The organism is Nonomuraea sp. NPDC050478 (assembly GCF_044458265.1).
In the GTDB taxonomy this organism is placed as follows: Bacteria; Actinomycetota; Actinomycetes; order Streptosporangiales; family Streptosporangiaceae; genus Nonomuraea; species Nonomuraea ferruginea.
Window position 1 is genome coordinate 1,465,822 of sequence record NZ_JBITHT010000001.1, and the last position, 23,578, is coordinate 1,489,399.

General features: G+C 71.1%; 26 protein-coding genes. 17 read left to right on the forward strand and 9 right to left on the reverse strand.

Annotated features, from left to right (window positions below):
* Window positions 1-6 precede the first annotated feature (6 nt).
* Complete coding sequence (locus ACIBF7_RS07035; RefSeq protein WP_148036280.1) at window positions 7-462, forward strand: GatB/YqeY domain-containing protein; 456 nt, start codon at window positions 7-9, stop codon at window positions 460-462.
* A gap of 45 nt (window positions 463-507) precedes the next feature.
* Here the strand turns inward: ACIBF7_RS07035 and ACIBF7_RS07040 are convergent, their stop codons facing one another.
* Complete coding sequence (locus ACIBF7_RS07040; protein WP_271276101.1) at window positions 508-2,763, reverse strand: transglycosylase domain-containing protein; 2,256 nt, start codon at window positions 2,761-2,763, stop codon at window positions 508-510.
* A 241-nt stretch (window positions 2,764-3,004) separates the two neighbouring features.
* Here ACIBF7_RS07040 and ACIBF7_RS07045 point away from each other — a divergent pair, with 241 nt between their 5' ends.
* Window positions 3,005-3,301: a WhiB family transcriptional regulator gene (locus ACIBF7_RS07045; RefSeq protein WP_148036282.1), complete on the forward strand. Its 297-nt coding sequence runs from the start codon at window positions 3,005-3,007 to the stop codon at window positions 3,299-3,301.
* Between the two features lie 44 nt (window positions 3,302-3,345).
* Here the strand turns inward: ACIBF7_RS07045 and ACIBF7_RS07050 are convergent, their stop codons facing one another.
* A complete protein-coding gene (locus ACIBF7_RS07050) occupies window positions 3,346-4,473 on the reverse strand; it encodes an ArsA family ATPase (protein WP_219544801.1) in 1,128 nt (375 codons plus the stop codon).
* Entirely contained in the window at window positions 4,470-5,471 is a 1,002-nt protein-coding gene (locus ACIBF7_RS07055; RefSeq protein WP_397196640.1) for an ArsA-related P-loop ATPase, read from the reverse strand. Before ACIBF7_RS07055 ends, ACIBF7_RS07050 begins: the two co-directional genes overlap by 4 nt.
* 76 nt (window positions 5,472-5,547) lie before the next feature.
* Between ACIBF7_RS07055 and ACIBF7_RS07060 the strand changes: the two genes are divergently transcribed.
* The 4 genes from ACIBF7_RS07060 to ACIBF7_RS07075 are packed head-to-tail and all read left to right on the forward strand — an operon-like array spanning window position 5,548 to window position 7,808.
* A complete protein-coding gene (locus tag ACIBF7_RS07060; RefSeq protein WP_090945153.1) occupies window positions 5,548-5,703 on the forward strand; it encodes a hypothetical protein in 156 nt (51 codons plus the stop codon).
* Complete coding sequence (locus ACIBF7_RS07065) at window positions 5,700-6,158, forward strand: RidA family protein (protein ID WP_148036284.1); 459 nt, start codon at window positions 5,700-5,702, stop codon at window positions 6,156-6,158. Before ACIBF7_RS07060 ends, ACIBF7_RS07065 begins: the two co-directional genes overlap by 4 nt.
* Window positions 6,159-6,207: 49 nt before the next feature.
* Entirely contained in the window at window positions 6,208-7,023 is an 816-nt protein-coding gene (locus ACIBF7_RS07070) for an NUDIX hydrolase (RefSeq protein WP_397196641.1), read from the forward strand.
* A complete protein-coding gene (locus tag ACIBF7_RS07075; protein ID WP_271276103.1) occupies window positions 7,020-7,808 on the forward strand; it encodes an MBL fold metallo-hydrolase in 789 nt (262 codons plus the stop codon). The genes ACIBF7_RS07070 and ACIBF7_RS07075 overlap by 4 nt, the downstream gene beginning before the upstream one ends.
* On the opposite strand, the gene ACIBF7_RS07080 is transcribed toward ACIBF7_RS07075, so the two are convergent.
* On the reverse strand, window positions 7,790-8,470 hold the full coding sequence (locus ACIBF7_RS07080; RefSeq protein WP_148036286.1) for a Crp/Fnr family transcriptional regulator: 681 nt from the start codon (window positions 8,468-8,470) through the stop codon (window positions 7,790-7,792). The two genes, ACIBF7_RS07075 and ACIBF7_RS07080, sit on opposite strands and share 19 nt — an antisense overlap.
* Before the next feature lie 349 nt (window positions 8,471-8,819).
* Here ACIBF7_RS07080 and nth point away from each other — a divergent pair, with 349 nt between their 5' ends.
* Both nth and ACIBF7_RS07090 read left to right on the forward strand, forming a co-directional pair.
* Window positions 8,820-9,551 (forward strand): endonuclease III, encoded by a 732-nt coding sequence (nth, locus tag ACIBF7_RS07085; RefSeq protein ID WP_148036287.1) that lies wholly within the window; start codon window positions 8,820-8,822, stop codon window positions 9,549-9,551.
* A gap of 39 nt (window positions 9,552-9,590) precedes the next feature.
* Window positions 9,591-10,238: a CoA pyrophosphatase gene (locus ACIBF7_RS07090; protein WP_271276105.1), complete on the forward strand. Its 648-nt coding sequence runs from the start codon at window positions 9,591-9,593 to the stop codon at window positions 10,236-10,238.
* On the opposite strand, the gene ACIBF7_RS07095 is transcribed toward ACIBF7_RS07090, so the two are convergent.
* Window positions 10,215-10,733 (reverse strand): HEAT repeat domain-containing protein, encoded by a 519-nt coding sequence (locus tag ACIBF7_RS07095; protein ID WP_219544804.1) that lies wholly within the window; start codon window positions 10,731-10,733, stop codon window positions 10,215-10,217. The two genes, ACIBF7_RS07090 and ACIBF7_RS07095, sit on opposite strands and share 24 nt — an antisense overlap.
* A gap of 82 nt (window positions 10,734-10,815) precedes the next feature.
* Here ACIBF7_RS07095 and ACIBF7_RS07100 point away from each other — a divergent pair, with 82 nt between their 5' ends.
* The gene (locus tag ACIBF7_RS07100; RefSeq protein WP_148036290.1) at window positions 10,816-12,009 is read left to right on the forward strand and encodes a MarP family serine protease; all 1,194 of its coding nucleotides are present in this window, start codon (window positions 10,816-10,818) and stop codon (window positions 12,007-12,009) included.
* Here the strand turns inward: ACIBF7_RS07100 and ACIBF7_RS07105 are convergent.
* The 4 genes from ACIBF7_RS07105 to acs form a co-directional block, all read right to left on the reverse strand.
* The gene (locus ACIBF7_RS07105; protein ID WP_271276106.1) at window positions 12,006-12,464 is read right to left on the reverse strand and encodes a DUF309 domain-containing protein; all 459 of its coding nucleotides are present in this window, start codon (window positions 12,462-12,464) and stop codon (window positions 12,006-12,008) included. The two genes, ACIBF7_RS07100 and ACIBF7_RS07105, sit on opposite strands and share 4 nt — an antisense overlap.
* On the reverse strand, window positions 12,461-13,381 hold the full coding sequence (locus ACIBF7_RS07110; RefSeq protein ID WP_219544805.1) for an alpha/beta fold hydrolase: 921 nt from the start codon (window positions 13,379-13,381) through the stop codon (window positions 12,461-12,463). Before ACIBF7_RS07110 ends, ACIBF7_RS07105 begins: the two co-directional genes overlap by 4 nt.
* Window positions 13,371-13,817, reverse strand: a complete 447-nt coding sequence (locus tag ACIBF7_RS07115; RefSeq protein ID WP_271276107.1) for a phage holin family protein — start codon at window positions 13,815-13,817, stop codon at window positions 13,371-13,373. The genes ACIBF7_RS07110 and ACIBF7_RS07115 overlap by 11 nt, the downstream gene beginning before the upstream one ends.
* A 278-nt stretch (window positions 13,818-14,095) precedes the next feature.
* Entirely contained in the window at window positions 14,096-16,069 is a 1,974-nt protein-coding gene (acs, locus tag ACIBF7_RS07120; protein ID WP_364231663.1) for an acetate--CoA ligase, read from the reverse strand.
* Window positions 16,070-16,317: 248 nt separating this feature from the next.
* Between acs and ACIBF7_RS07125 the strand changes: the two genes are divergently transcribed.
* The 8 genes from ACIBF7_RS07125 to ACIBF7_RS07160 all read left to right on the forward strand — a co-directional run bounded on the left by ACIBF7_RS07125 (window position 16,318) and on the right by ACIBF7_RS07160 (window position 23,568).
* The gene (locus ACIBF7_RS07125) at window positions 16,318-17,100 is read left to right on the forward strand and encodes an oxidoreductase (RefSeq protein ID WP_397196642.1); all 783 of its coding nucleotides are present in this window, start codon (window positions 16,318-16,320) and stop codon (window positions 17,098-17,100) included.
* Between the two features lie 710 nt (window positions 17,101-17,810).
* Entirely contained in the window at window positions 17,811-18,851 is a 1,041-nt protein-coding gene (gene ssd, locus ACIBF7_RS07130) for a septum site-determining protein Ssd (RefSeq protein ID WP_271276110.1), read from the forward strand.
* Window positions 18,852-18,883: 32 nt separating this feature from the next.
* Window positions 18,884-20,191, forward strand: a complete 1,308-nt coding sequence (locus ACIBF7_RS07135) for a TadA family conjugal transfer-associated ATPase (RefSeq protein WP_397196710.1) — start codon at window positions 18,884-18,886, stop codon at window positions 20,189-20,191.
* Window positions 20,188-20,895: a type II secretion system F family protein gene (locus ACIBF7_RS07140; RefSeq protein WP_397196643.1), complete on the forward strand. Its 708-nt coding sequence runs from the start codon at window positions 20,188-20,190 to the stop codon at window positions 20,893-20,895. The genes ACIBF7_RS07135 and ACIBF7_RS07140 overlap by 4 nt, the downstream gene beginning before the upstream one ends.
* A 77-nt stretch (window positions 20,896-20,972) precedes the next feature.
* Window positions 20,973-21,755 (forward strand): type II secretion system F family protein, encoded by a 783-nt coding sequence (locus tag ACIBF7_RS07145; RefSeq protein WP_397196644.1) that lies wholly within the window; start codon window positions 20,973-20,975, stop codon window positions 21,753-21,755.
* 516 nt (window positions 21,756-22,271) lie between these two features.
* Entirely contained in the window at window positions 22,272-22,505 is a 234-nt protein-coding gene (locus ACIBF7_RS07150; protein ID WP_148036299.1) for a DUF4244 domain-containing protein, read from the forward strand.
* 35 nt (window positions 22,506-22,540) lie between these two features.
* The gene (locus ACIBF7_RS07155; RefSeq protein ID WP_397196645.1) at window positions 22,541-22,861 is read left to right on the forward strand and encodes a TadE family type IV pilus minor pilin; all 321 of its coding nucleotides are present in this window, start codon (window positions 22,541-22,543) and stop codon (window positions 22,859-22,861) included.
* Window positions 22,862-23,109: 248 nt separating this feature from the next.
* A complete protein-coding gene (locus tag ACIBF7_RS07160; protein WP_271276114.1) occupies window positions 23,110-23,568 on the forward strand; it encodes an Rv3654c family TadE-like protein in 459 nt (152 codons plus the stop codon).
* Window positions 23,569-23,578 lie beyond the last annotated feature (10 nt).

The following is a 23,578-nucleotide window of genomic DNA, read 5'->3' on the forward strand; positions in this document are numbered from 1 at the left end:
GACCGCATGAGCGGACTGAAAGACAAGCTGAAGGCCGACCTGACGGCCTCGATGAAGAACCGGGACGAGCTCCGGCTGCGGACCATCCGGATGGCCCTGGCGGCGGTGAACGTCGAGGAGGTCTCCGGCAAGGCGGCGAGAGAGCTCACCGACGCGGAGATCATCAAGGTGCTGACCCGGGAGGCCAAGAAGCGCCGGGAGGCGGCGGAGGCGTTCGGCAACGCGGGCCGCGCCGAGCAGGCCCAGGCGGAGCGCGACGAGGAAGCGGTGCTGGAGGAGTATCTGCCCGCCCAGTTGTCCGACGAGGAGCTGGGCAGGCTGGTCGACGAGGCCGTGTCCGAGACGGGCGCCTCGGGCCCGCAGGCGATGGGTCAGGTCATGAAGGCGGTCAACCCGAAGGTCGCCGGGCGGGCGGAGGGTGGCCGGGTGGCCGCCGCCGTGCGCGCCAGGCTGGCGGGCTGACGTCGTGGCTGGACGGGCCTCCGGTGGAGCGGGCCCGTCCGTCAGTCAGTCGGCCGGCACCAGGCCGGTCTCGTTCCAGTCGCCCCAGCCGCGGTTGTTGTCGCCGCCGCGTCCCCGGTCGCCGCGGTCGTTGTCGCGGTCGAACAGGTCGCGCAGGTCGTCGAAGTCGCGGTCGCCGCGGTCGTCGCGCTCCTTCTTCTTCGGCTTGGGCGCGCACTTGTCGCTGCAGCCGCCGAAGCGGGACCGGTCGGCCGAGTGGAACTTGGCCGGCTCCACGCCCTTGAGGGCGGAGATCATCGATTCCTTCCAGATGGGGCCGGAGATCGAGGCGCCGTACACGTACGAGTAGTAGCGGCCGCCGATGGTCACGCCGATCAGGTTGTGGCTGAAGGCGCCGCGCGGGTCGCCGATGCTGACGGCCGACGAGAGGTTGGGCGTGTAGCCGGCGAACCAGGCGGCGGTGTAGTTGTCGGTGGTGCCGGTCTTGCCGGCGGCGTCGCGGCCGATGCCGCCGACCCCGCTCATCGTGCCCTTGGTGAACACGCCGGACAGGATGGCGCTGACCGCGTCGGCGACCTTCTCGTCCAGGACCTGCTCGCACTTGGGCTTGAACCGGGTGACCTTGCCGTCGCGGTCCTTGACCTCGGTGATGGCCAGCGGGGCGCAGTATTTGCCGCGGGCGCCGAGGGTCGCGTAGGTGTTGGCGACCGTCACCGGGTCGACCTCGTTGATGCCGAGAGTGAAGGTCTCGAACTCGCCCAGCTTCCCGCCGTCGGCCCGCTTGAGCCCCATCTTCTTGGCCGTCTTGACGGTGTCGCAGAGGCCGACGGACTGCTGCAGCTTCATGAAGAACGTGTTGACCGAGCCCCAGGTGCCGCTCTCCAGCGTCTTGAAGCCGCCGCCGCCCTCGCTGGAGTTGTTGACGGTGTGGGAGGGGTCGCCGACGCCGTTGCCTTTGCAGTCCTTGAACGAGCTGTAGCCGGTGGCGCGGTAGCCGTTGGGGGCGGGGAAGCCGTCGGCGAACTTCATGCCCTCCGCCAGCGCCGCGGTCAGCGTGTAGACCTTGGCGGTGGAGCCCTGCTGGAAGCCCCGGCCGCCGCCGTGCGCGGCGTCGGCGACCAGGTTGTAGGACATCTCGTTCTTCTTCTTGGAGTTGCCGAACTTGCGCGAGGCGGCCATGGCCTTGATCTCGCCGGTGCCCGGCACGACCATCGCCTGGGCGGCCACCGGCTTGTCCTTGGGGCTCACGTACTTCTTGATGGCCTTCTCGGCGGCCTTCTGCATCTTCGGGTCGATCGTGGTCTTGATCGTCAGGCCGCCGCGCTGGAGGAGCTTGAGCCGCTCCTCGGCGGTCTTGCCGAAGTCCTTGTTGAGGAGGATCTCGTTCTGCACGTAGAGGCAGAAGTACGGGTATGAGCTCTCCTCGCAGCCGCCGGGCATCTCGACGTCCTTCCAGCCCAGCTTCTTCTTCTTGGCCTCGTCGGCCTCCGGGCGGGTGATCGCGCCGACCTCGGCCATGCGGTCGAGCACGACGTTGCGCCGCTCCAGCAGCAGGGCCCTGGACTTGGGGCCGACGTTGGGGTCGGTGCGGGCGGGGTTCTGCACCGCGCCGGCGAGGGTGGCGGACTCGGCGAGGCTGAGCTCGGAGGCGGGCTTGTCGAAGAAGCGCCGGGCGGCGGCCTGGATGCCGTGGGCGCCCGCGCCGAAGTAGGCGATGTTGAGGTAGCGCTCGAGGATCTCGTTCTTGGTGTACTTCTGCTCGATCGCCATGGCGTAGCGCAGCTCGTTGAGCTTGCGTGAGACGGTCGTGGCGGTGGCGGCGGCCCTCTCCTCGTCGGTCTCGGCGGCGTTGACCAGCACTTGCTTGACGTACTGCTGAGTGATGGAAGAACCGCCCTGCGTGACGCCGCCGGTGGTAAGGTTTTTGATCAGAGCGCGGGCGGTGCCCTCGATGTCGATGGGCCCGTGCTTGTAGAAGCGGAAGTCCTCGATCGCGATCAGGGCTTTCTGCATGATCGGGGCGACCTTGTCGAGGCTGACCGACTGGCGGTTCTCGAAGTAGAACTGCGCGATCTGCTTGCCGTTCGCGTCGACCAGCTTGGTGCGTTCGGAGAGCGGTGGCTCTTCGAGCTCCTCGGGCTTGAGGTCGAGCGCTCCCACGGCCGACTTGGCGGAGACGCCCGCGCCGCCCACGGCGGGCAGCGCGACGGCGGCTGCGAGCACGCCCGCGGCCACGCCGGCCGTCGTCAGTTTGATGACGTTCAGGATCGGCGCGAAACGATCTTTGCCCTGAGCTTGCACGGTCCCAAGCCTACGTCGAAAGCGTGAGGCTAACGGTAACACCACACCATTTCGCCTTGACTGGTAGGGGTGACTAGTCATTCCCGGTCAAGAGTCCAGCGAGAATTTGGTCCTCTGGGGTCTGTCGGTCCGAAGGTCTCGTTGCGTACGTTCTCCCTGCGGCAACTGAATACGGAGGCTCGGCGCCCGCGCCCGTCGGCCCCAAATGACGACTGACCACCTAAGGGGAGTGGGGTCGAAAATGTGGATCACGGATTGGACCTCCCGTGCCGCCTGTCGAGGTGCGGACCCGGACGCGCTGTTCGTCCAAGGGGCTGCGCAGAACAGGGCGAAGCTGATCTGCCGAGGATGCCCGGTCCGTACCGAATGCCTCGCCGATGCGCTGGACAACCGCATCGAGTTCGGGGTATGGGGCGGTATGACCGAACGCGAACGGCGTGCGCTGCTACGGCGGCGACCCGACGTGGACTCGTGGCGTGAGCTGCTCGAGTCCGCGAAGGAAGAGTACGAGCGGACCAACGAGCTGATCGCCGGCTGATCGGTCCAGGCGAGGCGCGGCCGGCGAAGTCGCCGGCCGCACTCTTATGCCTTCGCCATGAGCTCGCCGATGCGGCGCAGGCCGGCCAGGTCGTGTACGTCCTCGGACATCGCGGCGACCTGGGCGACCGGCACCGTCGGGTGCGCGGTCACGAAGCGGTCCTGCTCCCGGTGCTCGCGAGCCGCGAGTTGCATCCTCCCGGTGTGCAGCCGCAGCACAGCGGCGGTCAACTCGTGCTCGCCCCGTGATTGCAGGTCCTCGGCGGCCGCGGCGCTCCTCACTCCTGAGAGCGTCGCGGCCGGTGACTCGTGCACCCGGTTGACGACCAGGCCGGCGAGGGGCATGCGCTCCTCGGCCAGCCGCTCGACGAAGTAGGAAGCCTCGCGCATGGCGTCGCGCTCCGGCGCGGCGACCACGAGGAAGGCCGTGCCGGGCGCCTGCAGCAGCTTGTACGTGAGTTCGGCGCGCTGCCTGAAGCCGCCGAAGACGGCGTCGAGCGCTGACACGAACGTCTGCAGGTCCTTGATCACCTGGGCGCCGAGCAGTTTGGTCAGCGCGCCGGCGACGAACCCGAACCCGGCGTTGAAGATGCGGAAGGCGCTGCGCCCGCCGGCCTTGGCCGGGGCGGTGAGCAGCCGGATGAACCGCCCGTCGAGAAACCTCCCGAGCCGCTCGGGCGCGTCGAGGAAGTCGAGCGCGGAGCGCGACGGCGGGGTGTCGACGATGATCAGGTCCCACTCGTCGGAGCGGCGGAGCTGGCCGAGCTTCTCCATGGCCATGTACTCCTGGGTGCCGGCGAAGCTCGACGACAGCGACTGGTAGAAGGGGTTCGACAGGATCTGGCGGGCCCGCTCCGGGTCGGCGTGCGCCTCGATGATCTCGTCGAACGTGCGCTTCATGTCGAGCATCATCGCGAAAAGCTGGCCGCCGCTCTCGCACTCGACGATGCGGCGCGGGGTGTTGTCGAGCTCGCTCAGCCCCATCGCCTGGGCCAGGCGCCTGGCGGGGTCGACGGTGAGCACCACGGCGCACCTGCCGCGCTCGGCGGCACGCAGGCCGAGCGCCGCGGCGGTGGTGGTCTTGCCGACGCCGCCGGAGCCGCAGCAGACGATGATGCGGGTGCCGCTGTCGTCGAGGATGGCGTCGATGTCGAGGGTGGCGGGCTTTCTCACGCTGCTCCCTGGGTGCGGATGCTCTCGGCCAGCTCGTACAGGCCCGCGAGGTCGACCCCGTCGGCCAGCAGCGGCAGCTCGTAGCTGGGCCGTTCGGCGGCGGTGAGGGTCTCGCGCTCGTCGCGTTCGATCTCGGTGCGGCGGGCGTGCTCGGCGAGCTCCTCGGCGAGCGCCTCGGCCAGGGCCTTGGCGTCGCCGCCGGTGGCCAGGCCGGCGGCCTCCAGACCGGCGACGAGCTCGGCGGTGTCGACGCGGCCCTTGACCGCCTTGTCGAGGACCGGCTGGGGGAGGAGCGGCTCGCGCACCATGTTGATGAAGACGCCGCCGGGGGGCAGGCCAGCCGCCTGAAGATCGGCGAGGCCGTCGAGCGTTTCCTGGACGGGCATTTCTTCCAACAAAGTCACGAAATGCACCGCTGTTTCCGGGCTTTTCACGACGCCTCGTACGAGATCGGAATGGTTCTTGATGGGGCCGACCCTCGCCAGGTCCGCGACCTCCTCCGTGACGTTCAGGAAGCGCGTGATGCGGCCCGTCGGCGGCGCGTCGAGGACCACCGCGTCGTAGACCCGCTTGCCGTCCTTGCCGCGCCGGCGCACCGCCTCGCTGGTCTTGCCGGTGACCAGGACGTCGCGGAAGCCGGGGGCGATCGTGGTGGCGAAGTCGAGCACGCCCATCTTGGTCAGCGCCCGGCCCGCCCTGCGCATGCCGTAGAACATCTCCAGGTATTCGAGCATGGCCTCCTCGGGGTCGACGGCCAGCGCGCAGACGTCGCCGCCGTCGGGGGCCACCGCGATGCGGCGCTCCTCGTACGGCAGCGGCGGCAGGTCGAAGATCTGGGCGATGCCCTGCCTGCCCTCCACCTCGACGAGCAGCACCTTGCGCCCGCCCGAGGCGAGGGCGAGCGCGAGAGCGGCGGCCACCGTCGTCTTTCCGGTGCCGCCCTTGCCGGTGACGACGTGCAGTCGCACACCGTCCCAATCCGTGTCCCGAGAGTCCACGATTCGAGGCTACCGAACGGTCATTTGACGCAAGCCCACGAGTGCCCCGGAGATTGCTCACACTACGCTGATGGCCATGAAGAAATGGGAGTACCTCACGGCTCCGGTGCTGATCCACAACACCAAGATGATCCTCGACAACTTCGGCTCCGACGGCTGGGAGCTGGTCCAGATCCTTCAGGGCGCCACGCCCGAGCAGCTGGTCGCCTACTTCAAGCGGGAGAAGCAGTGACTCCGGAGCAGAAGATCGCCGACCTCGGGCTGGAGCTGCCCGAGGTGGTCGCGCCGCTGGCCGCGTACGTGCCGACCGTGCGGACCGGCAACCTGGTCTACACCTCGGGCCAGGTCCCGGTGGTGAAGGGCGAGGTGCGGTTCACCGGCAAGCTCGGCGCCGACGTCACCGTCGAGGACGGCCAGGAGGCGGCCAGGATCTGCGCGCTCAACGCGCTGGCCGCGCTGAAGGCGGAGGTCGGTGACCTGGCCGAGGTCAAGCGGATCGTCAAGGCCGTGGTGTTCGTGGCCAGCGCCCCCGACTTCACCGGGCAGCCGCAGGTCGCCAACGGGGCCAGCGAGCTGCTGGGCGAGGTGTTCGGCGAGGCCGGCAAGCACGCGCGCAGCGCGGTCGGGGTGGCGGCGCTGCCGCTGAACGTCCCGGTCGAGGTGGAGCTCATCGCCGAGGTGTCCTGAACGCCGGATATGTCACTATGACCGAGTGATGTTCTAGTTGGAGGTCATCGTGGCTGGTCTTCGGTTCTCTCGGGAACACGCCGAACACATCAGAGACGTGCTGTCCGGGCGTGTCGCCCCGGTCCGCGCGCGGGACGCCGCCACCGTGGCGCTCTTCCGCGCGGGCCGGGCGGGCGGCATCGAGGTCTACCTGCTGCGGCGCAAGGCGACCATGGCCTTCGCCGCCGGCGCGTACGTCTTCCCCGGCGGGTCGGTCGACCCGCGCGACACCGACCAGGCCGTGGCCTGGGCGGGGCCGTCGCCCGCCGAGTGGGCGCGGGCCTTCCGCGCCGACGAGGCGGTGGCCAGGGGCCTGGTGTGCGCGGCCGTACGCGAGACGTTCGAGGAGTCGGGGGTGCTGCTCGCCGGGCCCGGCCCCGACTCCGTGGTCGCCGACACCCGGGGCGACGACTGGGAGGCCGACCGGCTGGCCCTCATCGACAGGAGCCTCGGCTTCGCCGACTTCCTCGCCAAGCGCGGCCTGGTGCTCCGCTCCGACCTGCTCAAGCCGTGGGCCCACTGGATCACGCCCGAGGCCGAGACGCGGCGTTTCGACACCCGCTTCTTCGTCGCCGTGCTGCCCGAGGGCCAGCGCACCCGCGACGTGGGCGGCGAGGCCGACCAGGTCGAGTGGCGCCGCCCGGCCGAGGCCCTCGCCATGGCGGACCGGGGCGAGATCTTCCTGATGCCTCCCACGTACCGCACTCTCAGCGACCTGGCCCGCCACGACGGCGTGGAGTCGGTGCTGGGCGAGCGGCGGGAGATCGTCACCGTGCTGCCCAGGGTCGTGGAGGTCGACGGCGAGTTCCGGCTGGAGTCGGCATGAGCGGCCTGCACATCCCGCTCGACACGCCCGACGGGTCGCGCACCGCGCACGCGGAGAACCTCCTCGCGCCCAACCCGTCGATCATGACGCTCGACGGCACCAACACGTGGGTGATCGGCGGCCGGGAGGTCGTCGTGGTCGATCCGGGGCCCGACGACGAGGCGCACCTGCTCCGGGTCCGCGACCACCTGGGGGATCGCCGGGTGACCCAGATCCTGCTCACCCACGGGCACTTCGACCACAGCGGCGGGGCCAGGCGGTTCGCCGGGCTCGTCGGAGCGCCGGTGCGCGCCCTGGACCCGCGCCACCGGCTGGGCGACGAAGGGCTCGCCGACGGTGACGTGGTCGTCGTGGACGGGCTGGAGATCCACGTGTACGGCACGCCCGGCCACTCGGCGGACTCGCTCTGCTTCTGGCTGCCGGAGGACCGGGCCATGCTGACCGGCGACACCGTGCTCGGCCGGGGCACCACGATCATCGCGGGTGACGGCGGCCTGGCCGACTATCTGCGCAGCCTGGACCGGCTCAGGGCGGCGGCGGAGAGCCTGGAGGCGCAGGCCCTGCTGCCCGGCCACGGCCCCGTGCTGCCCGACCCGATCGGCGCGCTCGACAGCTACATCGCGCACCGGCGGGTGCGCCTCGACCAGATCAAGGAGGCACGGCGCCAGGGCGCGCGCACGCCGCGGGAGATCGTACGGATCGTGTACGCGGACGTCGACAGGTCGCTCTGGCCCGCGGCCGAGATGTCGGTGCGGGCCCAGCTCGACTATCTGGACCGGTTGTAGAGCCGGTCGTGGTCGAGGATCACCACGGCCTTGGCCTCGATGCGCAGCCAGCCGCGGTGCGCGAAGTCGGCCAGGGCCTTGTTGACCGTCTCGCGGGAGGCGCCGACGAGCTGGGCCAGCTCCTCCTGGGTGAGGTCGTGGTGGACGCGCATGCCGTCGTCGGTTTTGGTGCCGAACCGCTCGGCCAGGTCGAGCAGCTGCTTGGCCACCCGGCCGGGCACGTCGGTGAACACCAGGTCGGCCAGCACGTCGTTGGTGCGGCGCAGCCGCTGGGCGAGCGCCCGCAGCAGGTGGAGCGCCACCTCCGGGCGGCCCGTCAGCCAGGGGCGCAGGTCGTCGTGGCCCAGCCCGGCCAGGCGCACCTCGGTCAGCGCGGTCGCGGTGGCCGTGCGCGGACGCGGGTCGAACAGCGACAGCTCGCCGAACATCTCGCTCGGGCCGAGCACGCTGAGGACGTTCTCCCGGCCGTCGGGGGAGGTGCGGGAGAGCTTGACCTTGCCTTCGAGCACGACGTAGAGCCGGTCGCCCGTCTCGTTCTCGTGGAAGATCGTCTGCCCTTTGGACAACTGGACCTCGGTGATGCTCGTCCTGAGCGCCGCGGCGCTCTCCCGGTCGAGCGCGGCGAACAGGGGGGCCTTGCCCAGCACGTCTTCGGTGTTCACTCTGCCTCCTCTGCTGCCATTGTGACGCACACCACTCCGGGCGGCACACCTGGCGAGCCAGGCTCGCCCGGGGGTGCCGCTCAGCGGCTGGATGAACCGCGTGCCGGGCTCGAAATGGTTCCCCCCACGACGAGCCGTGCGATCCTCCTGCCGAAGTGTACGAACAAAACCGTCAACATGCTTACTCATCCCCCGCTCAGAGCCCTCCAGTCCGTTACATACACCGTTAAAAACGGCCCAATCCCCCGAAGAGGGGATTTATGATCTTCCTTCTCATGGCCGGCTCTCCTCGTACGCGGAAAGAAAGCGTCATGTCCCGGGAAGCGGCGGGTGGCCATACCCTTGCGGCATGGCGACGAACGTGGCGGGCGCCCGCGGACGCAAGCCGGAGACCCGGCTGGGGCTGGTGCGGCGGGCCAGGAAGATGAACCGGATCCTCGCGGACACCTACCCCGACGCTCACTGCGAGCTCGACTTCACCAACTCGTTCGAGCTGCTGGTCGCCACCGTGCTGTCGGCGCAGACCACCGACGTGCGGGTCAACCTGACCACGCCCGCGCTGTTCGCCAAGTATCCGACGCCCGACGACATGGCCGCCGCCGACCCTGAGGACCTCGAAACGATCATCAAGCCGACCGGGTTCTTCCGGGCGAAGACCCGCTCGCTGATCGGGCTGGCCAAGGGGCTGCGCGACCGCTTCGGCGGCGAGGTGCCGCGCAAGATGGACGATCTCGTCTCGCTGCCCGGCGTCGGCCGCAAGACCGCCAACGTGGTGCTCGGCAACGCCTTCGGGGTGCCGGGGCTGACCGTCGACACCCACTTCCAGCGGCTGGTGCGCCGCTTCGGCTGGACCGAGGAGGCCGACCCGGTCAAGATCGAGCAGGTGGTCGGCGAGCTCATCCCCAAGCGCGAGTGGACCGTCTTCTCCCATCGGATCATCTGGCACGGCCGCCGCATCTGCCACGCCCGCAGGCCCGCGTGCGGCGTCTGCCCGCTGGCGGCGCTCTGTCCCTCGTACGGCACCGGCCCGACCGCCGTCGAGGAGGCGCGCAAACTGGTGCGTTCCGGTCCCTTCTCCTGAGCGGGGAAGTTCGGTGATCCCCGCGGTGTTGGAGAAGTCGTGACCGAGGTGCCCCACTGGCTTGACCAGCTCGCCGCGAACGCCGTACAGACCCGTGTCCCCCCGGGGCTGCGCCCGCCCGTGCGGGGCGGACGCAGGGCGGCGGTGCTGGCGCTGTTCGGCGACGGCCCCTACGGCCCCGACGTGCTGCTGATCCAGCGCAGCACGCGCGGACGGCGCCACCCCGGCCAGCCGGCGTTCCCCGGCGGCGGCGTCGACCCCGAGGACGACGGGCCGATCGGCGCGGCGCTGCGCGAGGCCGAGGAGGAGACCGGCCTCGACCCGCGCGGCGTCACCGTCCTCGGCACCATGCCCGAGCTCTACCTCTCCCACAGCGACAACCGGGTCACCCCCGTGCTCGGCTGGTGGCACGACCCGTGCGCGGTGCACGCCGCCTCGCCCGACGAGGTCGACTCCGTCGAGCGGGTGCCGGTGACCGAGCTGACCGACCCGGCCAACCGCCTCATGCTGCGCCACCGGGCCGGGCTCGCCGGGCCGGCCTTCCGGGTGCGCGGGATGCTCGTGTGGGGGTTCACCGCGGCGGTGCTCGACGGGCTGCTGCGCGAGGGCGCGATGGAGCTGCCGTGGGACCGCGACCGGGTGGAGGAGATCCCGCCCGAGGTGCTACAGCTCGCGGCCCGTGGCTAGCGCCACGCCGAGCGAGGCCCAGCCGGCCACGTCGGCGTCGGCGTCCAGGGTCAGCGAACGCAACGCGGCCAGCCCCGTACGGTCGGGTGGGTCGCCCAGCACGTGCTGCAGCGCGTAGGCCGCCCCGTACCTCACCCGCGGGTCGCGATGGGCGGCCAGGTCGATCACCGACGGCAGCGAGCGCGGGTCCCCGAGATGACCGAAGGCGATCAGCACCGAGTACAGCACCACCGCGTCGTCCTCGCTGGCCGCCAGATAGCGCAGGATCGGCAGCGCGCGGTCCACGTACGCCCCCAGCAGGCCCAGGATGTCGACGCCCAGCAGCCGCTCGGCGGTCCCGTCGGCGGCGCACAGCCGCCGGGCCTCGATGAAGCACTCCAGATCGCCGCGCTCCCGCAGCCGGCTGATCACCTGCCAGCGCACCGGCCCGTCCGGGTCGGTGTCGCGCAGAGCTGCCTCGATGAGACCACGAACTGTTCCCTCGAACGGCGGCATGCGGATCACGTTAGCCACGGGCCGCGGGCGGTCCTGGCAGAAGACATGCACACTTGACCCAGACCCTGGTTAGCTTTGAAGCGTGCGCGGTGATCTGCTTGACCTCATATTGATCGGCCTCGTGATCGCTTTCGGGATCTCGGGATACCGGCAGGGCTTCATCATCGGGGTGATGAGCTTCGTCGGGTTCGTGGGCGGGGCCGTCCTGGGGGTGTTCATCGCGCCGCCGATCTCCCGAACCGTCGTCGACGGCGACACGCCGCAGGCGCTGCTCGCCATCGTGATCGTCTTCCTGGCCGCGACGATCGGACAGTTCGCCTCCTCGACCATCGGGGCCGTGGTGCGCTCGCACGTCACGTGGGAGCCCGCCAAGGTGGCCGACGCGGTCGGGGGCACGTTCGCCAGCGCGCTGTCGGTCCTGGTGATCGCGTGGCTGATCGGGTCGCTGATCGTCTCGACCTCGTTCACCCCGCTGGTCGACCAGGTCAAAGGGTCGTTGCTGCTCACCACCGTCGACCAGGCGATCCCGCAGGCCGCGCGCAACTGGCAGCAGCCGTTCAAGAAGTTCATCGACCGCTCCGAGTTCCCGCCGGTGTTCGACGCGATCGGCGCGGGCCAGCTCGTGGACGTCGAACCGGCCCCCCGCAGCATCCTCAAGGGCGCCAAGCTGGAGCGGGCCACCCGCGCCATCGTCAAGGTGCAGGGCAACGCCGAGAGCTGCAACAAGCACATCGAGGGCACCGGCTTCGTCTACGCCCGCGACCGCATCATGACCAACGCCCACGTGGTCGCCGGGGTGACCCGCGACCTGCAGATCGTCGACCACAGCGGCCGGCGTCACGCCGCCACCGTGGTCCGCTACAACCCGCGCCGCGACATCGCCGTCCTGCGCGTCCCGGGGCTCGACCTCCCGGCGCTGGCCTTCAACGGCGAGGCCGAGAAGGGCGACAACGCGATCATCGCCGGCTTCCCGAAGGGCCAGGGCTTCTCCGCCGAGCCGGCCCGCATCCGCAGCCGCATCAACAACGCCGAGAGCCCCGACATCTACCGCGACACCAACGTCACCCGCTCGGTGTACGCGATCCGCGGCCTGGTGCTGCCCGGCAACTCCGGCGGCCCGCTGCTCTCGGTCGACGGCCGGGTGTACGGGGTGATCTTCGCGGCCGCGGTCAGCCAGGAGGAGACCGGCTACGCGCTGACCGCCGACGAGGTCCGCCCGGACGCCGAGCAGGGCAAGAACGACACCAGCCCCGCCGACACCCAGCAGTGCGACTAGGTCAGGTCGTCCGGCTCCGGCAGCTCGGCCAGGATCAGCGCGACCGCCTCGGCGGCGTCGCTGTCGTCGTGCAGGCCGGACGCCGCCCTGCCCACCGCGTCGTACGGGTCGCCGTACGACTGCACCCGGGCCGCGCCGCGGGCGAACAGCGTCAGCGCGCCCCGCGCGTTGCCGCGCTGCAGGTGGGTCAGGCCCACGCAGATCTGCGCGAGGCCCTGCCACAGCTCGCGCTCCTCCTCGGGGGCGCACTTCCAGCGCCCCTCGAACACCTCGTGCGCGCTGAACGGCAGGCCCTCCTCCAGGAACCGGCGGCCGTCGGCGACCGCCTGCCCGGTGGTGGGCGCGTAGTCGTCGGGCACCCTCGGCATGCCCTCCGAGCCGTACGGCAGCGGCCGGCCGAACGCGTCACGCGGGCGGGCGTTGCGCGGGCGGCCCTCCGGATCTCGGTCTCTCATCGGTCGGGCTCCGGGTCGTCGAGCCAGCCGAGCAGCTCGGTGTCGAACACGTCGGGAATCTCCTCGTGCGGGAAGTGGCCCGCCCCCTCGAACAGCCGCCACCGGTACGGGGCGGCCACGTAGCGGCCCGACCCCTGCGCGGTGCGCGGCAGCGTGCAGGTGTCGAGCGCCCCGTGCAGCTGCAACGTCGGCGCCTCGACCTCGGTCCGCATGGCCCTGGCGTACCGCCGCCCGTCGGGGCGGAGCTGCGAGCGGCCGAACCACCGGTGATACTCCAGCGCGCAGTGGGACACGGCCGGGATCGTGAACGCCTCGCGATACGTACGCGAGGTCTCCTGGTCCGGCCACCCGGGCCCGGACCAGTCGTCGAGCAGCCTGCCCACCAGCGCGCCGCCGCGCCTGGTCAGCCTGCGCTCGGGCAGCAGCGGAAGCTGGAAGCCGAACGCCCGCCGGCTCGCCTTGAGCTGGCCGAACGGGTCGGTCAGCAGCGCGTTGCGCAGCCGCAGGGGATGCGGGGCGGACACCGTCACCAGCCGGTGCACGCATTTGGGGTCGAGCACGGCCATCGTCCAGGCCAGCAGCCCGCCCCAGTCGTGGCCGACCACGATCGCGCCGGTCTCGCCGAGCGCCTTGATCAGCCCGGTCGCGTCGGCGGCCAGCGTCGGCAGGTCGTAGCCGCGCGGCGGCTTGTCGCTGCCGCCGTAGCCGCGCAGGTCGACCGCGACCGCGCGGAAGCCCGCCTCGGGCAGCGACCTGAGCTGGTGCCGCCACGTCCACCAGAACTGCGGGAAGCCGTGCAGCAGCAGCACCAGCGGGCCGTCGCCGGCCTCCACGACGTGGAACCGCGTGCCCCCCGCGTGCACCGTGCGGTGCGTCCAAGGGCCTTCGATCTGGACGACGGCCTCGTCAGACGCCACCGGGTGTCACCGGCCTCTTGACCGGGACCGGTCGATCGTCCGCCACCGGGACCTCATCCGGATGGGCGATCTCCTTGAGGCCCTTCAGCGACCGGGCGGTCCGCTTCATCCCGGCCAGCCCCTTCAGCTTGCGGATTCCGACGTAGACCAGCAAAGCCGCGACAAGCAGGTAGAAGACGGTCACGGCGAGGAAGGCCACCCACGTCGGCATCCACTGAGCGAGCACGAAGGCGATCGCGAAGGAGGCGAGGATCAGGCACAGGTGGGCCATGAAGGCGGCGGCGGCGAACAGGCCCCCGGCCGTGCCGACCCGCTTGGCGTCGAACCTGAACTCGGCCTTGGCCAGCTCGATCTCCGAACGGACCAGAGTCGAGATGTGATCGCTCGCCTGGGCGACGAGCGAGCCCAGCGATTCTTCCTCGGGAGTCTGCGGCATGAACGTCTCCTATCGAGGCCTGATGGCCGTGTCAATCATCGTCAGCGGGATGCGACGCCCGCATACCGTATGGGACCCGGCCCCACCGCCGCGTCCCACCCGTGGAGCCCGCCTGACTGCCTCGCCGCCCCGGCCGAACATCCCAGGAACCTGCCCACCACGCGCCCCGCAATCACTCCCAGATCTACCCGATCCGAGAACATAGCGCCGAGCCGGTCCGGCACACGAGCGACCCCCCGCCCGGATGATCCAGGGCAGGGGGTCGCGTACGAGGGCTTCTAGTCTTCGGCCTTGGCCGACGGGAGCTTCTCCGAGATCAGGTTCATCACCGTGCTGTCGGCCAGCGTCGTGACGTCACCGATGCTCCGGTTCTCCGCCACGTCGCGCAGCAGCCGCCGCATGATCTTGCCGGACCGGGTCTTGGGCAGCTCGGGCACCACCAGGATCTGGCGGGGCTTGGCGATCGGGCCCAGCGTCTTGGCCACGTGCGCGCGCAGCTCGGCCGCGATGTCGTCGCTCTCCTCGACCGTGCCGCGCAGGATGACGAACGACACGATGGCCTGGCCGGTCACCGGGTCGGTGGCGCCCACGACCGCCGCCTCGGCCACCTTCGGGTGGCTGACCAGCGCGCTCTCCACCTCGGTGGTGGAGATGTTGTGGCCGGAGACGAGCATGACGTCGTCGACCCGGCCCAGCAGCCACAGGTCGCCGTCCTCGTCCTTCTTGGCGCCGTCGCCGGGGAAGTACATCCCGTCGAACCTCGACCAGTACGTGTCGATGTAGCGCTGGTCGTCGCCCCAGATCGTGCGGAGCATGGCCGGCCACGGCTCGCGGATGACGAGGAACCCGCCGCCGCCGTCGGGCACGCTGTTGCCCTGGTCGTCGACCACGTCGGCGACGATGCCGGGCAGCGGGCGCATGGCCGCGCCCGGCTTGGCGTGGGTCACGCCGGGCAGCGGGCTGATCATGATGGCGCCCGTCTCGGTCTGCCACCAGGTGTCGACCACCGGGCAGCGGTCGCCGCCGATGTTCGCGCGGTACCAGACGTACGCCTCAGGGTTGATCGGCTCGCCCACCGAGCCCAGGACGCGCAGGCTCGACATGTCGAACTTGGCGGGGATGTCGTCGCCCCACTTCATGAACGTGCGGATGGCCGTGGGCGCGGTGTAGAGAATCGAGATCTTGTACTTCTGCACGATCTCCCAGAACCGCCCGCGGTGGGGGGTGTCGGGCGTGCCCTCGTAGATCACGCTCGTCGCGCCGTTGGCCAGCGGGCCGTACACGATGTAGGAGTGGCCGGTCACCCAGCCGATGTCGGCGGTGCACCAGTAGATGTCGGTCTCGGGCTTCAGGTCGAAGACCGCGTCGTGCGTCCAGGCCGTCTGGGCCAGGTAGCCGCCGGTGGTGTGCAGGATGCCCTTCGGCCTGCCGGTGGTCCCGCTGGTGTAGAGGATGTAGAGGGGGTCCTCGGCGCCGTGCGGCTCGGCGGTGTGCTCGGTGCTCTGGCGGTCGACGACGTCGTGCCACCACAGGTCCTTGTCGCCGAACGCGACGTCCTGTCCGGTGCGCCGGACCACCAGGACCTTCTCCACCTGAGGGCTCTCGGCGACGGCCTCGTCCACGGTCGGCTTGAGCGCCGACGGGGCGCCGCGGCGGTAGCCGCCGTCGGCGGTGACGACCAGCTTGGCGTCGGCGTCGTGGATGCGGCTCTTCAGCGCCGCCGAGGAGAAGCCGCCGAAGACCACCGAGTGGACGGCGCCGATGCGCGCGCAGGCCAGCATGGTGATCGGCAGCTCGGGGATCATCGGCAGGTAGACGGCCACCCGGTCGCCCTTGCCCACACCCAGCTCGCGCAGGGCGTTGGCGGCCTTGCAGACCTCGTCCTGCAGCTCGGCGTAGGTGATCACCCGGGAGTCGTCCTCGGGCTCGCCCTCCCAGTAGTAGGCGACCTTGTCGCCGTGGCCGGCCTCGACGTGCCGGTCGACGCAGTTGTAGGCGACGTTCAGCTCGCCGCCGACGAACCACTTCGCGAAGGGCGCGTTCCACTCGAGCGTGGTGTCCCAGCGTTTGGCCCAGGTCAGCCGTTCGGCGACACGCTCCCAGAAGCCGAGGCGATCCGCGTCCGCCTCGGCGTAAGCGGCGGCGGTGACGTTCGCGGCCGCCGCCAGCTCGGCCGGTGGCGCGAACCGGCGGTTCTCCTGCAGCAAGTTGGACAGGGCCTGGGTCTCTTTGCCAGGGGTCTCCGGGGCCACCTTCGCGCTCCTTCTAGGGCCAGATCGGGTAGGTCATGTCCCACTTCACCAGGTCACAGCACCCCCACACAAGAGGTCTAGACAGGTCTGTACCGTTCGGCGCAGGAAGTCGACAGCTTGCCGATTTGAATGACAAAAGCTATTGAAACGTTGTCATCCTGAAATGTCTCCCTTGGAGCGCGCCAATTGGAGGCGGCTTTATGGGCCCCGCGAGAGTGATCCTCTACCCGCGGGTATGGTCGATATCCGTGAGTGACCCATTGGCCGCCCTCGCGCGGCTTCCCGGCGTGTCCGAAGCGGTCGACGCCGCACGGGAGGCCGTCGACCGGCTCTACCGCCACCGCGTCCTGCGCCGGGCGAGCCCGGCCGTGTCCACCGAGTCGTCGCTGCGCGGCGCCCGCGCGTCCGCCGCGATCGAGGGCGCGGACGTCCCGCTCGACGCGCTGCGCAGGGACGAGGCGCACGACCCGGTCGTGCAGGGGGCGCTGCGCGCCTCCGCGGAGCTGGGCCGCCTCGGGCCGACCTGGCGCAAGGCCCCCAGGCAGGTGCTGGCCCGCCTGCACACCGTCGCCGCGGCCGGACTGACCGGCCAGGAGGCGTTGGGCCGGCCCCGGACCGCCGACGCCGCTCCCGACCCGCTCGGCCTGGGCGCGGCGCCGTCCGCCGAGGAGACCGCGGCCCGGATGGAGCGCCTGATCTGGCTGATGGACGGCGCCACCAAGGCCGCCCCGGCGCTGGTGCTGGCCGCCGTCATGCACGCCGAGCTGGCGGTGCTGCGGCCCTTCGGCACGGCCGACGGCGTCGTGGCGCGCGCCGCCGAGCGGCTCACGCTGGTGGAGTACGGGCTCGACCCCAAGTCGCTGGTGGCCGTCGAGGTGGGGCATCTGGAGCTGCCGTACGCCGAGGGCTTGCGGGCCTATCTGAGCGGCACACCCGAGGGCGTGGCCCAGTGGATACAGCAATGTGCCTCTGCGGTAAGCCTGGGGGTGCGGGAAGCGGTCGCCATCTGCGAAGCCATGCAAAGAGGCTGAGAAACGTAGCTGACGGCGCCTCTGTCAAGAGACGCCGTCCGCCGGTGCATCACGCCGGGTTACCAAGCGTGCACCTCAATTCGTCGGAGCGGGTCAAGCCCGTCACGACGCGCCTCCCGCGGCTGGTCGCGCGTGGGTACCCGGTTGACGCACCCGGACCACTGGTCCGTGACACCTTTCTATGACGGATCAGCCCTGATGGGAACCCCCGGGAGCAAGACCTTTACCGGAGGTTGGCCGCGTGTCCGGTGTGGCGGATCGGCGTCGCGGTACGGGGCGTGGTTATCAAGCCGTGATGATCACTGTCCGTGATCGGCTTTATGTGATCGTTATGCGATTATGAAAAAACTTGGCGGAAATACCAGATTGCGCCTCGACGAAACTCGAGTGGATCGGGCAGCATACGGTGGTATCACCAGAAACTGGAGTGACTGCGCATGGGTTGGGTTTCCAAGTCCCTTGCCATGCTCCGGTGAAGTGATGAAAGCTTTCTTCTGAAACGGGACCGGCTCTACCCCCCCGGAGCCGGACCGAACAGGCGACCCCCGCTCTCCCCCCCGGCGGGGGTCGCCCCATTTCCGGACTTCGCCCGTAGCCGTCGTCCACAGCCTGTGCACGGCCTGCGGCGTCATCCCCAGAACCGCGTTCGCCTCCCCGCGCCCGGCCTCGTCCCGGGCATGGTCGGACCTCCCCGACCCCGAGGGAGTCCGATGAATCGCCCACTGGTCATCACCGAGGACCGCGACCTGCTCGACGACCTGGTCCGCGTCGCCGCCGCGGCCGGCGCCCAGATCGACGTGGCCCACGCGCCGGCCCACGCCCGCCCGTTCTGGAGCCTCGCCCCGCTGGTGGTCGTCGGCGCCGACCTCGCCGACGCCGTCGCCGCCTGCGCCCCTCCCGCCAGAGACCGCGTGCTCCTCGTCACCCGCGCCCCCGACGACCCCGACACCTGGCGCCGCTGCGTCTCGGTCGGCGCCCAGGCCGTCGTGCCCCTCCCCGACGAGGAGCGCCGCCTGGTCGAGGAGTTCGCCGACGCCATGGAGCCCCACCCGCGGTCTGGGGCGGTCCTCTGCGTCATCGGCGGCCGGGGCGGCGCGGGCGCCAGCGTCCTGTCGGCGTGCCTGGCGCTCAGAGCCTCCGGCGACCGCCTCCGCACCCTCCTGGTCGACGCCGACCCACTGGGCGGTGGCCTGGACGCCCTTCTGGGCCAGGAGGAGACGCAGGGGGCCCGCTGGGCCGACCTGGTGGCCAGGCAGGGCCGCATCAGCTCCTCGGCCCTCCAAGGAGCCCTTCCCTGCTTCGGCGACCTCGCGGTCCTGTCCTTCCACCGGGGCGAGGTCCGCCCCATCCCCAGGGAGGCCATGCGCTCGGTCCTCGAAGCCGGCCGCCGGGGCTTCGACCTGGTGATCGTCGACCTTCCCCGCCACCTCGACGCGGCCGCCGCCGAAGCCCTGGGCAGGGCCACCACCACCCTCCTGGTGGTCACGGCCGACGTCCGCGGGGTCCTGTCCGCCGCCCAGGTCCTGCGGCAGGCGGCCGAGCACACCTCCGACATCCGCGCCGTCATCCGCCCCGGCGTCCTCGACGCCGACGCGGCGGCGGCCTCCCTGTCCATCCCCGCCGCCGCCCACCTGCCCGACCACCCCCGCCTGACGGCCACGCTCAACCGCGGCGAACTCCCCAGACTGGGCCCCCGCACCACCCTCGGCGCCCTCTGCACGACGCTCCTCCACGACCTCCTCCCGGCGTGACCCCTTCGGCCGCCGCCCGCGATCCCACCCGAATCGAGACCACCGTGCAGGTAACCCCCGAGCTCGTGGAAGCCGTCCGCGTACGCCTCGCCAGAGCGGGGGCCGAACCCACGGCCGCCCAGGTGGCCGTGGCACTCCGCGCCGAGAGGGCGGTCTACGGCGACGCCGAGATCCTCGCCGTCGCCCGGGCCCTCTGCGCCGACCTCATCGGCGCGGGCCCGCTGGAGCCGCTCCTGGCCGCGCCCGAAGTGACGGACGTCCTGGTCAACGGCCCCCGCGAGGTATGGGTCGACGACGGCAGGGGCCTGCGCCTCACCCCCGTCACCTTCACCGACGACGCCGCGGTCCGCAGGCTCGCCCAGCGCCTGGCCGCCGCGGCGGGCCGCCGCCTCGACGACGCCTCCCCGTACGTGGACGCCCGCCTCGCCGGAGGCGTCCGCCTCCACGCGATCCTCCCCCCGATCGCCTCGGGAGGCACCTGCGTCTCGCTGCGCCTGCCGCCCCGCCGCACGTTCACCCTGCCCGACCTGGTGGCGGCGGGGACCATCACCCCTGCCGCCGTCCCGATCCTCACCACCTTGGTCACCACCAGGAGAGCCTTCCTGATCTCGGGCGGCACCGGCACGGGGAAGACGACCCTCCTCTCCGCCCTCCTGTCCCTGGCCGACCCCGGCGAACGCCTCCTCCTGGTCGAGGACTCCGCCGAGCTCCGCCCGCTCCACCCGCACGTGGTCCGCCTGGAGTCCAGACCCGCCAACGTCGAGGGCGCGGGAGGCGTGGGCCTGCGCGACCTCGTCCGCCAGGCCCTGCGCATGCGCCCCGACCGCCTGGTGGTCGGCGAGGTCAGAGGCGCGGAAGTGGTCGACCTCCTCGCGGCCCTCAACACGGGCCACGAGGGCGGCTGCGGCACCCTCCACGCCAACACGGCCGCCGACGTCCCGCCCCGCCTGGAGGCCCTGGGCTGCGCCGCGGGCCTCAGCAGACAAGCCGTCCACAGCCAGCTGGCGGCCGCCCTGGACGTCGTCATCCACCTCACTCGCAGCCGCACCGACGGCAGACGCCGCATCTCCGAGATCCGCCTCCTGACCAGAACCGACGACGACCTCGTACGAGCCATCCCCGCCGTGACCTTCACCCCCGAAGGCCACGCACACCCAGGCCCCGCCTACACAACCTTGACCGGCGACTCCCCGCCCCTTCCGCCCTCACGAGAAGCCCCGCCGTCCGGGAGCCCCCGCCACCACCCGACGTCTCCGGCCTCGCGAGAAGTGTCGCCGTCCGAGAGCCCTCGCCCTCTCCCCATCGGCCAGGCTCCCTCTCCCGAGGAGTCCGCGTCATGACCGCCGTGGCAGCCGCCTTCCTCATCGCCCTCGCCGTCTGGCTCTGGACCAGCCCCGACGCCGCCACCCTCCGTCTGGCCAGGCTCACCCACCACGACGACGAGCCGCGCCCGCCCAGCCTGAAGGCCCTGTTCGCTCGCCCGAGCAGGTCACGCCGAGCCGACGCCTGGCGCCGCGCGTCGATCGAGCTGTGCCACGCCATGACCGCCGAGCTGTCAGCGGGGCGGACCCCCGGCGAGGCCCTGTCCAGAGCACTCGACGCCGTCGACCTGCCGGACCCCGGCGCCCTCCGCCCCGTGTCGGCCGCGGCCAGAGACGGCGGCGACGTCTCCGCCGCCCTGCTCCGGGCCGCCCCGGAGGAGGGCGGCGAGGGCCTGCGCCGCCTCGCCGCCTGCTGGGACGTCAGCGTGACGGTCGGCGCCGGCCTGAGCGCCCTCGTGGACCGCGTGGCGGCGACCCTGCGCGCCTCCCAGGCCCACCGGCAGGACGTCGCCGCCCAACTGGCCGGCCCTCGCACGACAGCCAGGATGCTGGCCATCCTCCCGGCGCTGGGCCTCCTGATGGCCGCCGCCCTGGGCATGCGTCCCCTCACCTTCCTGCTGGGCGGCCTCCCAGGCCTCCTCTGCCTCGCCGCCGGCATCTCCCTGGACGCCTGCGGCCTCTGGTGGACCCACCGCATGGCCACCAAAGCGGTGAACCCCTGACCCGCCCTTACAAGGCCAGGCGTCAAAACCCATCCGCTGCGGAAAGTTTCGACCTCCGTCACAGCTAGGACCACCCGATGCTCGCGCTCGCCTCCATCCTCTGCACTGCCCTGGCGGCTTACCTCTGGACTTCGCCCACCACTCCCGCGCAACGCCTCGCCCGCCTGCTCCCCGAGCCCTCACCCCGGCAGAACGGATCCCGTCCCGCCGACCCACCTCCGCCCGTCTGGCTCACTGACAGGGCGCAGACCGGGCGCCGGCTCTCAAGCCGCACCCTCGTCCCGTCGCTCTGCCTGGGTGTCGTCGTCGCCCTGCTGGTAGGCGGCGTCCCCGGCATCGTCACGGCCCTCCTCGCTACTCCCATCACCGCGGCGGCCCTCCACCGCAGAGATCCGCCAGAGCTCGAACGCGACCGCAACCGGATCACCACGGACCTGCCGTTCGCCGCCGACCTCATGTCCGCCTGCCTGCTCGCGGGCCAGCCCACCAGCGCCGCCACCGAGATCGCCGCCACGGCGATAGGCGGCCCCCTCGGGCTGAGACTCACCTGGGTGTCCGCCCAGCTCAAACTCGGCGCCGACCCCGAGCCGACCTGGACCCACCTGTCCCGCGACCCGGCCACAGCCCAACTCGCCCGAGCGATGATCCGAGCGTCCCAGAGCGGCGCCCCCGTGGCCGACATCCTGACCCGCCTGGCGGACGACGCCCGCGAAACGTCAAGGGCCGCCTCTGTGGCCGCGGCCCGCAGTGTGGGCGTCAAAGCGGTGGCACCCCTGGGCCTCTGCTTCCTCCCGGCCTTCGTCCTCTTGGGAATCGTCCCCGTGGTAGCAGGCTTGGCCACCGCGATCGTCCTCCCTTGACGAGAGCGCTCCGCCGGTTCCAGCGAGTCCGCGTCGGCTGATGAGAGCGCTCCGCCGGTTCCACCGGGCTCGCGTCGGCTGACGAGAGTGCTCCACCGGCTTCAGCGAGCTCGCATCCGCTGTCTAGACAGCACCGCTGGGTCAGCCGGGCTCGCGTCCGCTGACGAGAGCGCTTCGTTCCGGCGAGCACGCGTCCGCTGACGAGACCATGCCACCAGGTCCACCGGGCCCGCGTCCGCTCAACCTCCGCGTCCGCTCAACCTCCGCGTCCGCTCAACCTCCGCGTCCGCTCAATCTCGCGTCCACCCAACGTCGCGTCCGCTCAACCTTCGCGTCCACCCAACGTCGCGTCCACCCGATCCCGCCTCCGTTCACGGGTGCTCCCTCCACAGCCTCGGCGCCACGTACTCGCTTATCCACAGAACGGCGCTCGGCCCCTTGGGTCCATGCCGGTCCAAGCGAATCTTGGACCCGCACACCGGGGCGTCGCCCCGGCCCGATCTTCCTGGAGGCACGATGCAGGACCACAAGAACCTGTCGCTCCGCACCCGCCACCGCCGCTGGTGGTCCGTCAGGCAGGCCCGCCTGGCGGGAGCCGCCCGCGACAGGGGCATGTCCACCGCCGAGTACGCGGTCGGCACCATCGCCGCCTGCGCCTTCGCCGCTCTGCTCTTCAAGGTGGTCAGCAGTCCCGAAGTGCAGGAGATGCTCTCCTCGCTGATAGACCGGGCGCTCAACACCAAGGGATGACCGGCCACGCGCGCCGGAGGTCGTCAAAAGGCTCCGTGACCGCTGAAACGGCCGCGATGCTCCCCGCACTCATGGTCGTCCTCGCGGCGGCGCTGTGGGCCATCCAGGCCGTCGGAGCCCACCTCGAATGCGTCGACGCCGCCCGCTCCGCCGCTCGCGCCGCGGCCAGGGGCGAGCGTCTCGATCAGGTACGAGACCTCGCCCGCTCAGCCACCCGGCCCGATGCAGAGGTAACTGTGAACCGCACCCCAGAACACACGACCGTGCACATCTCGCTCGCCGTCCGCCCGCCCTGGGGCCCCGTCCTGCCCGCGATCCACGTGACCGCGTCCGCCACCGCACCCACCGAATCCTGACCTCACGGTGCGGACCGCCCGTGAGGCAGCCGGAACCGAATCCTGACCTCACGTGCAGACCGCTCATGCGGCAGCGAGAACCGAATCCTGACCTCACGGTGCGGACCCCCGTGCGGCAGCCAGACCCCCTGGCCTGACGTGCGGACCGGTCATGCGGCAGCGAGAACCGAATCCTGACGTCGCGTGCGGACCGCTCGTGCGGCAGCCAGAACGGCGCCGGGCACGGCCGCGCGCTGAGGAGATCTGTGATGCCACGTAATGACCGAGGCTCGGCTACGCTCTGGGGCGTCGCGCTCATGGGTTTGCTGATGGCCGTGGCCATGGCCTTCGCCCTGGCTGGCGAGGCGCGCGTCGCACGCCACCGCGTGTACGACGCTGCCGACCTCAGCGCGCTGGCCGCCGCCGAACTGGCCCTCGTAGACCCGGAAAGCGCCTGCGCGAGAGCGACGACCCTGGCGAAGGCGAACGGGGTCGAACTGACGAACTGCGAGATCAGCGGCGCGGTGGCGGACGTCAGGACATCGCTGACGATCTCGATCCCCGGCCTCGGCGTCCGCACCCTGACCGGCCGCTCCCGCGCCGGCCCAGCCAGTCCGTCCCCTCTGAAGCTACGGCGGGCTGAGCGGGCCGAAGGCACGCATCACGGCGCTCAGCCCGAGGGGGTTCCCAAAGTTCCCTTACTTGCTGAAATGAGACGAATGGGATGAATGAGACGAG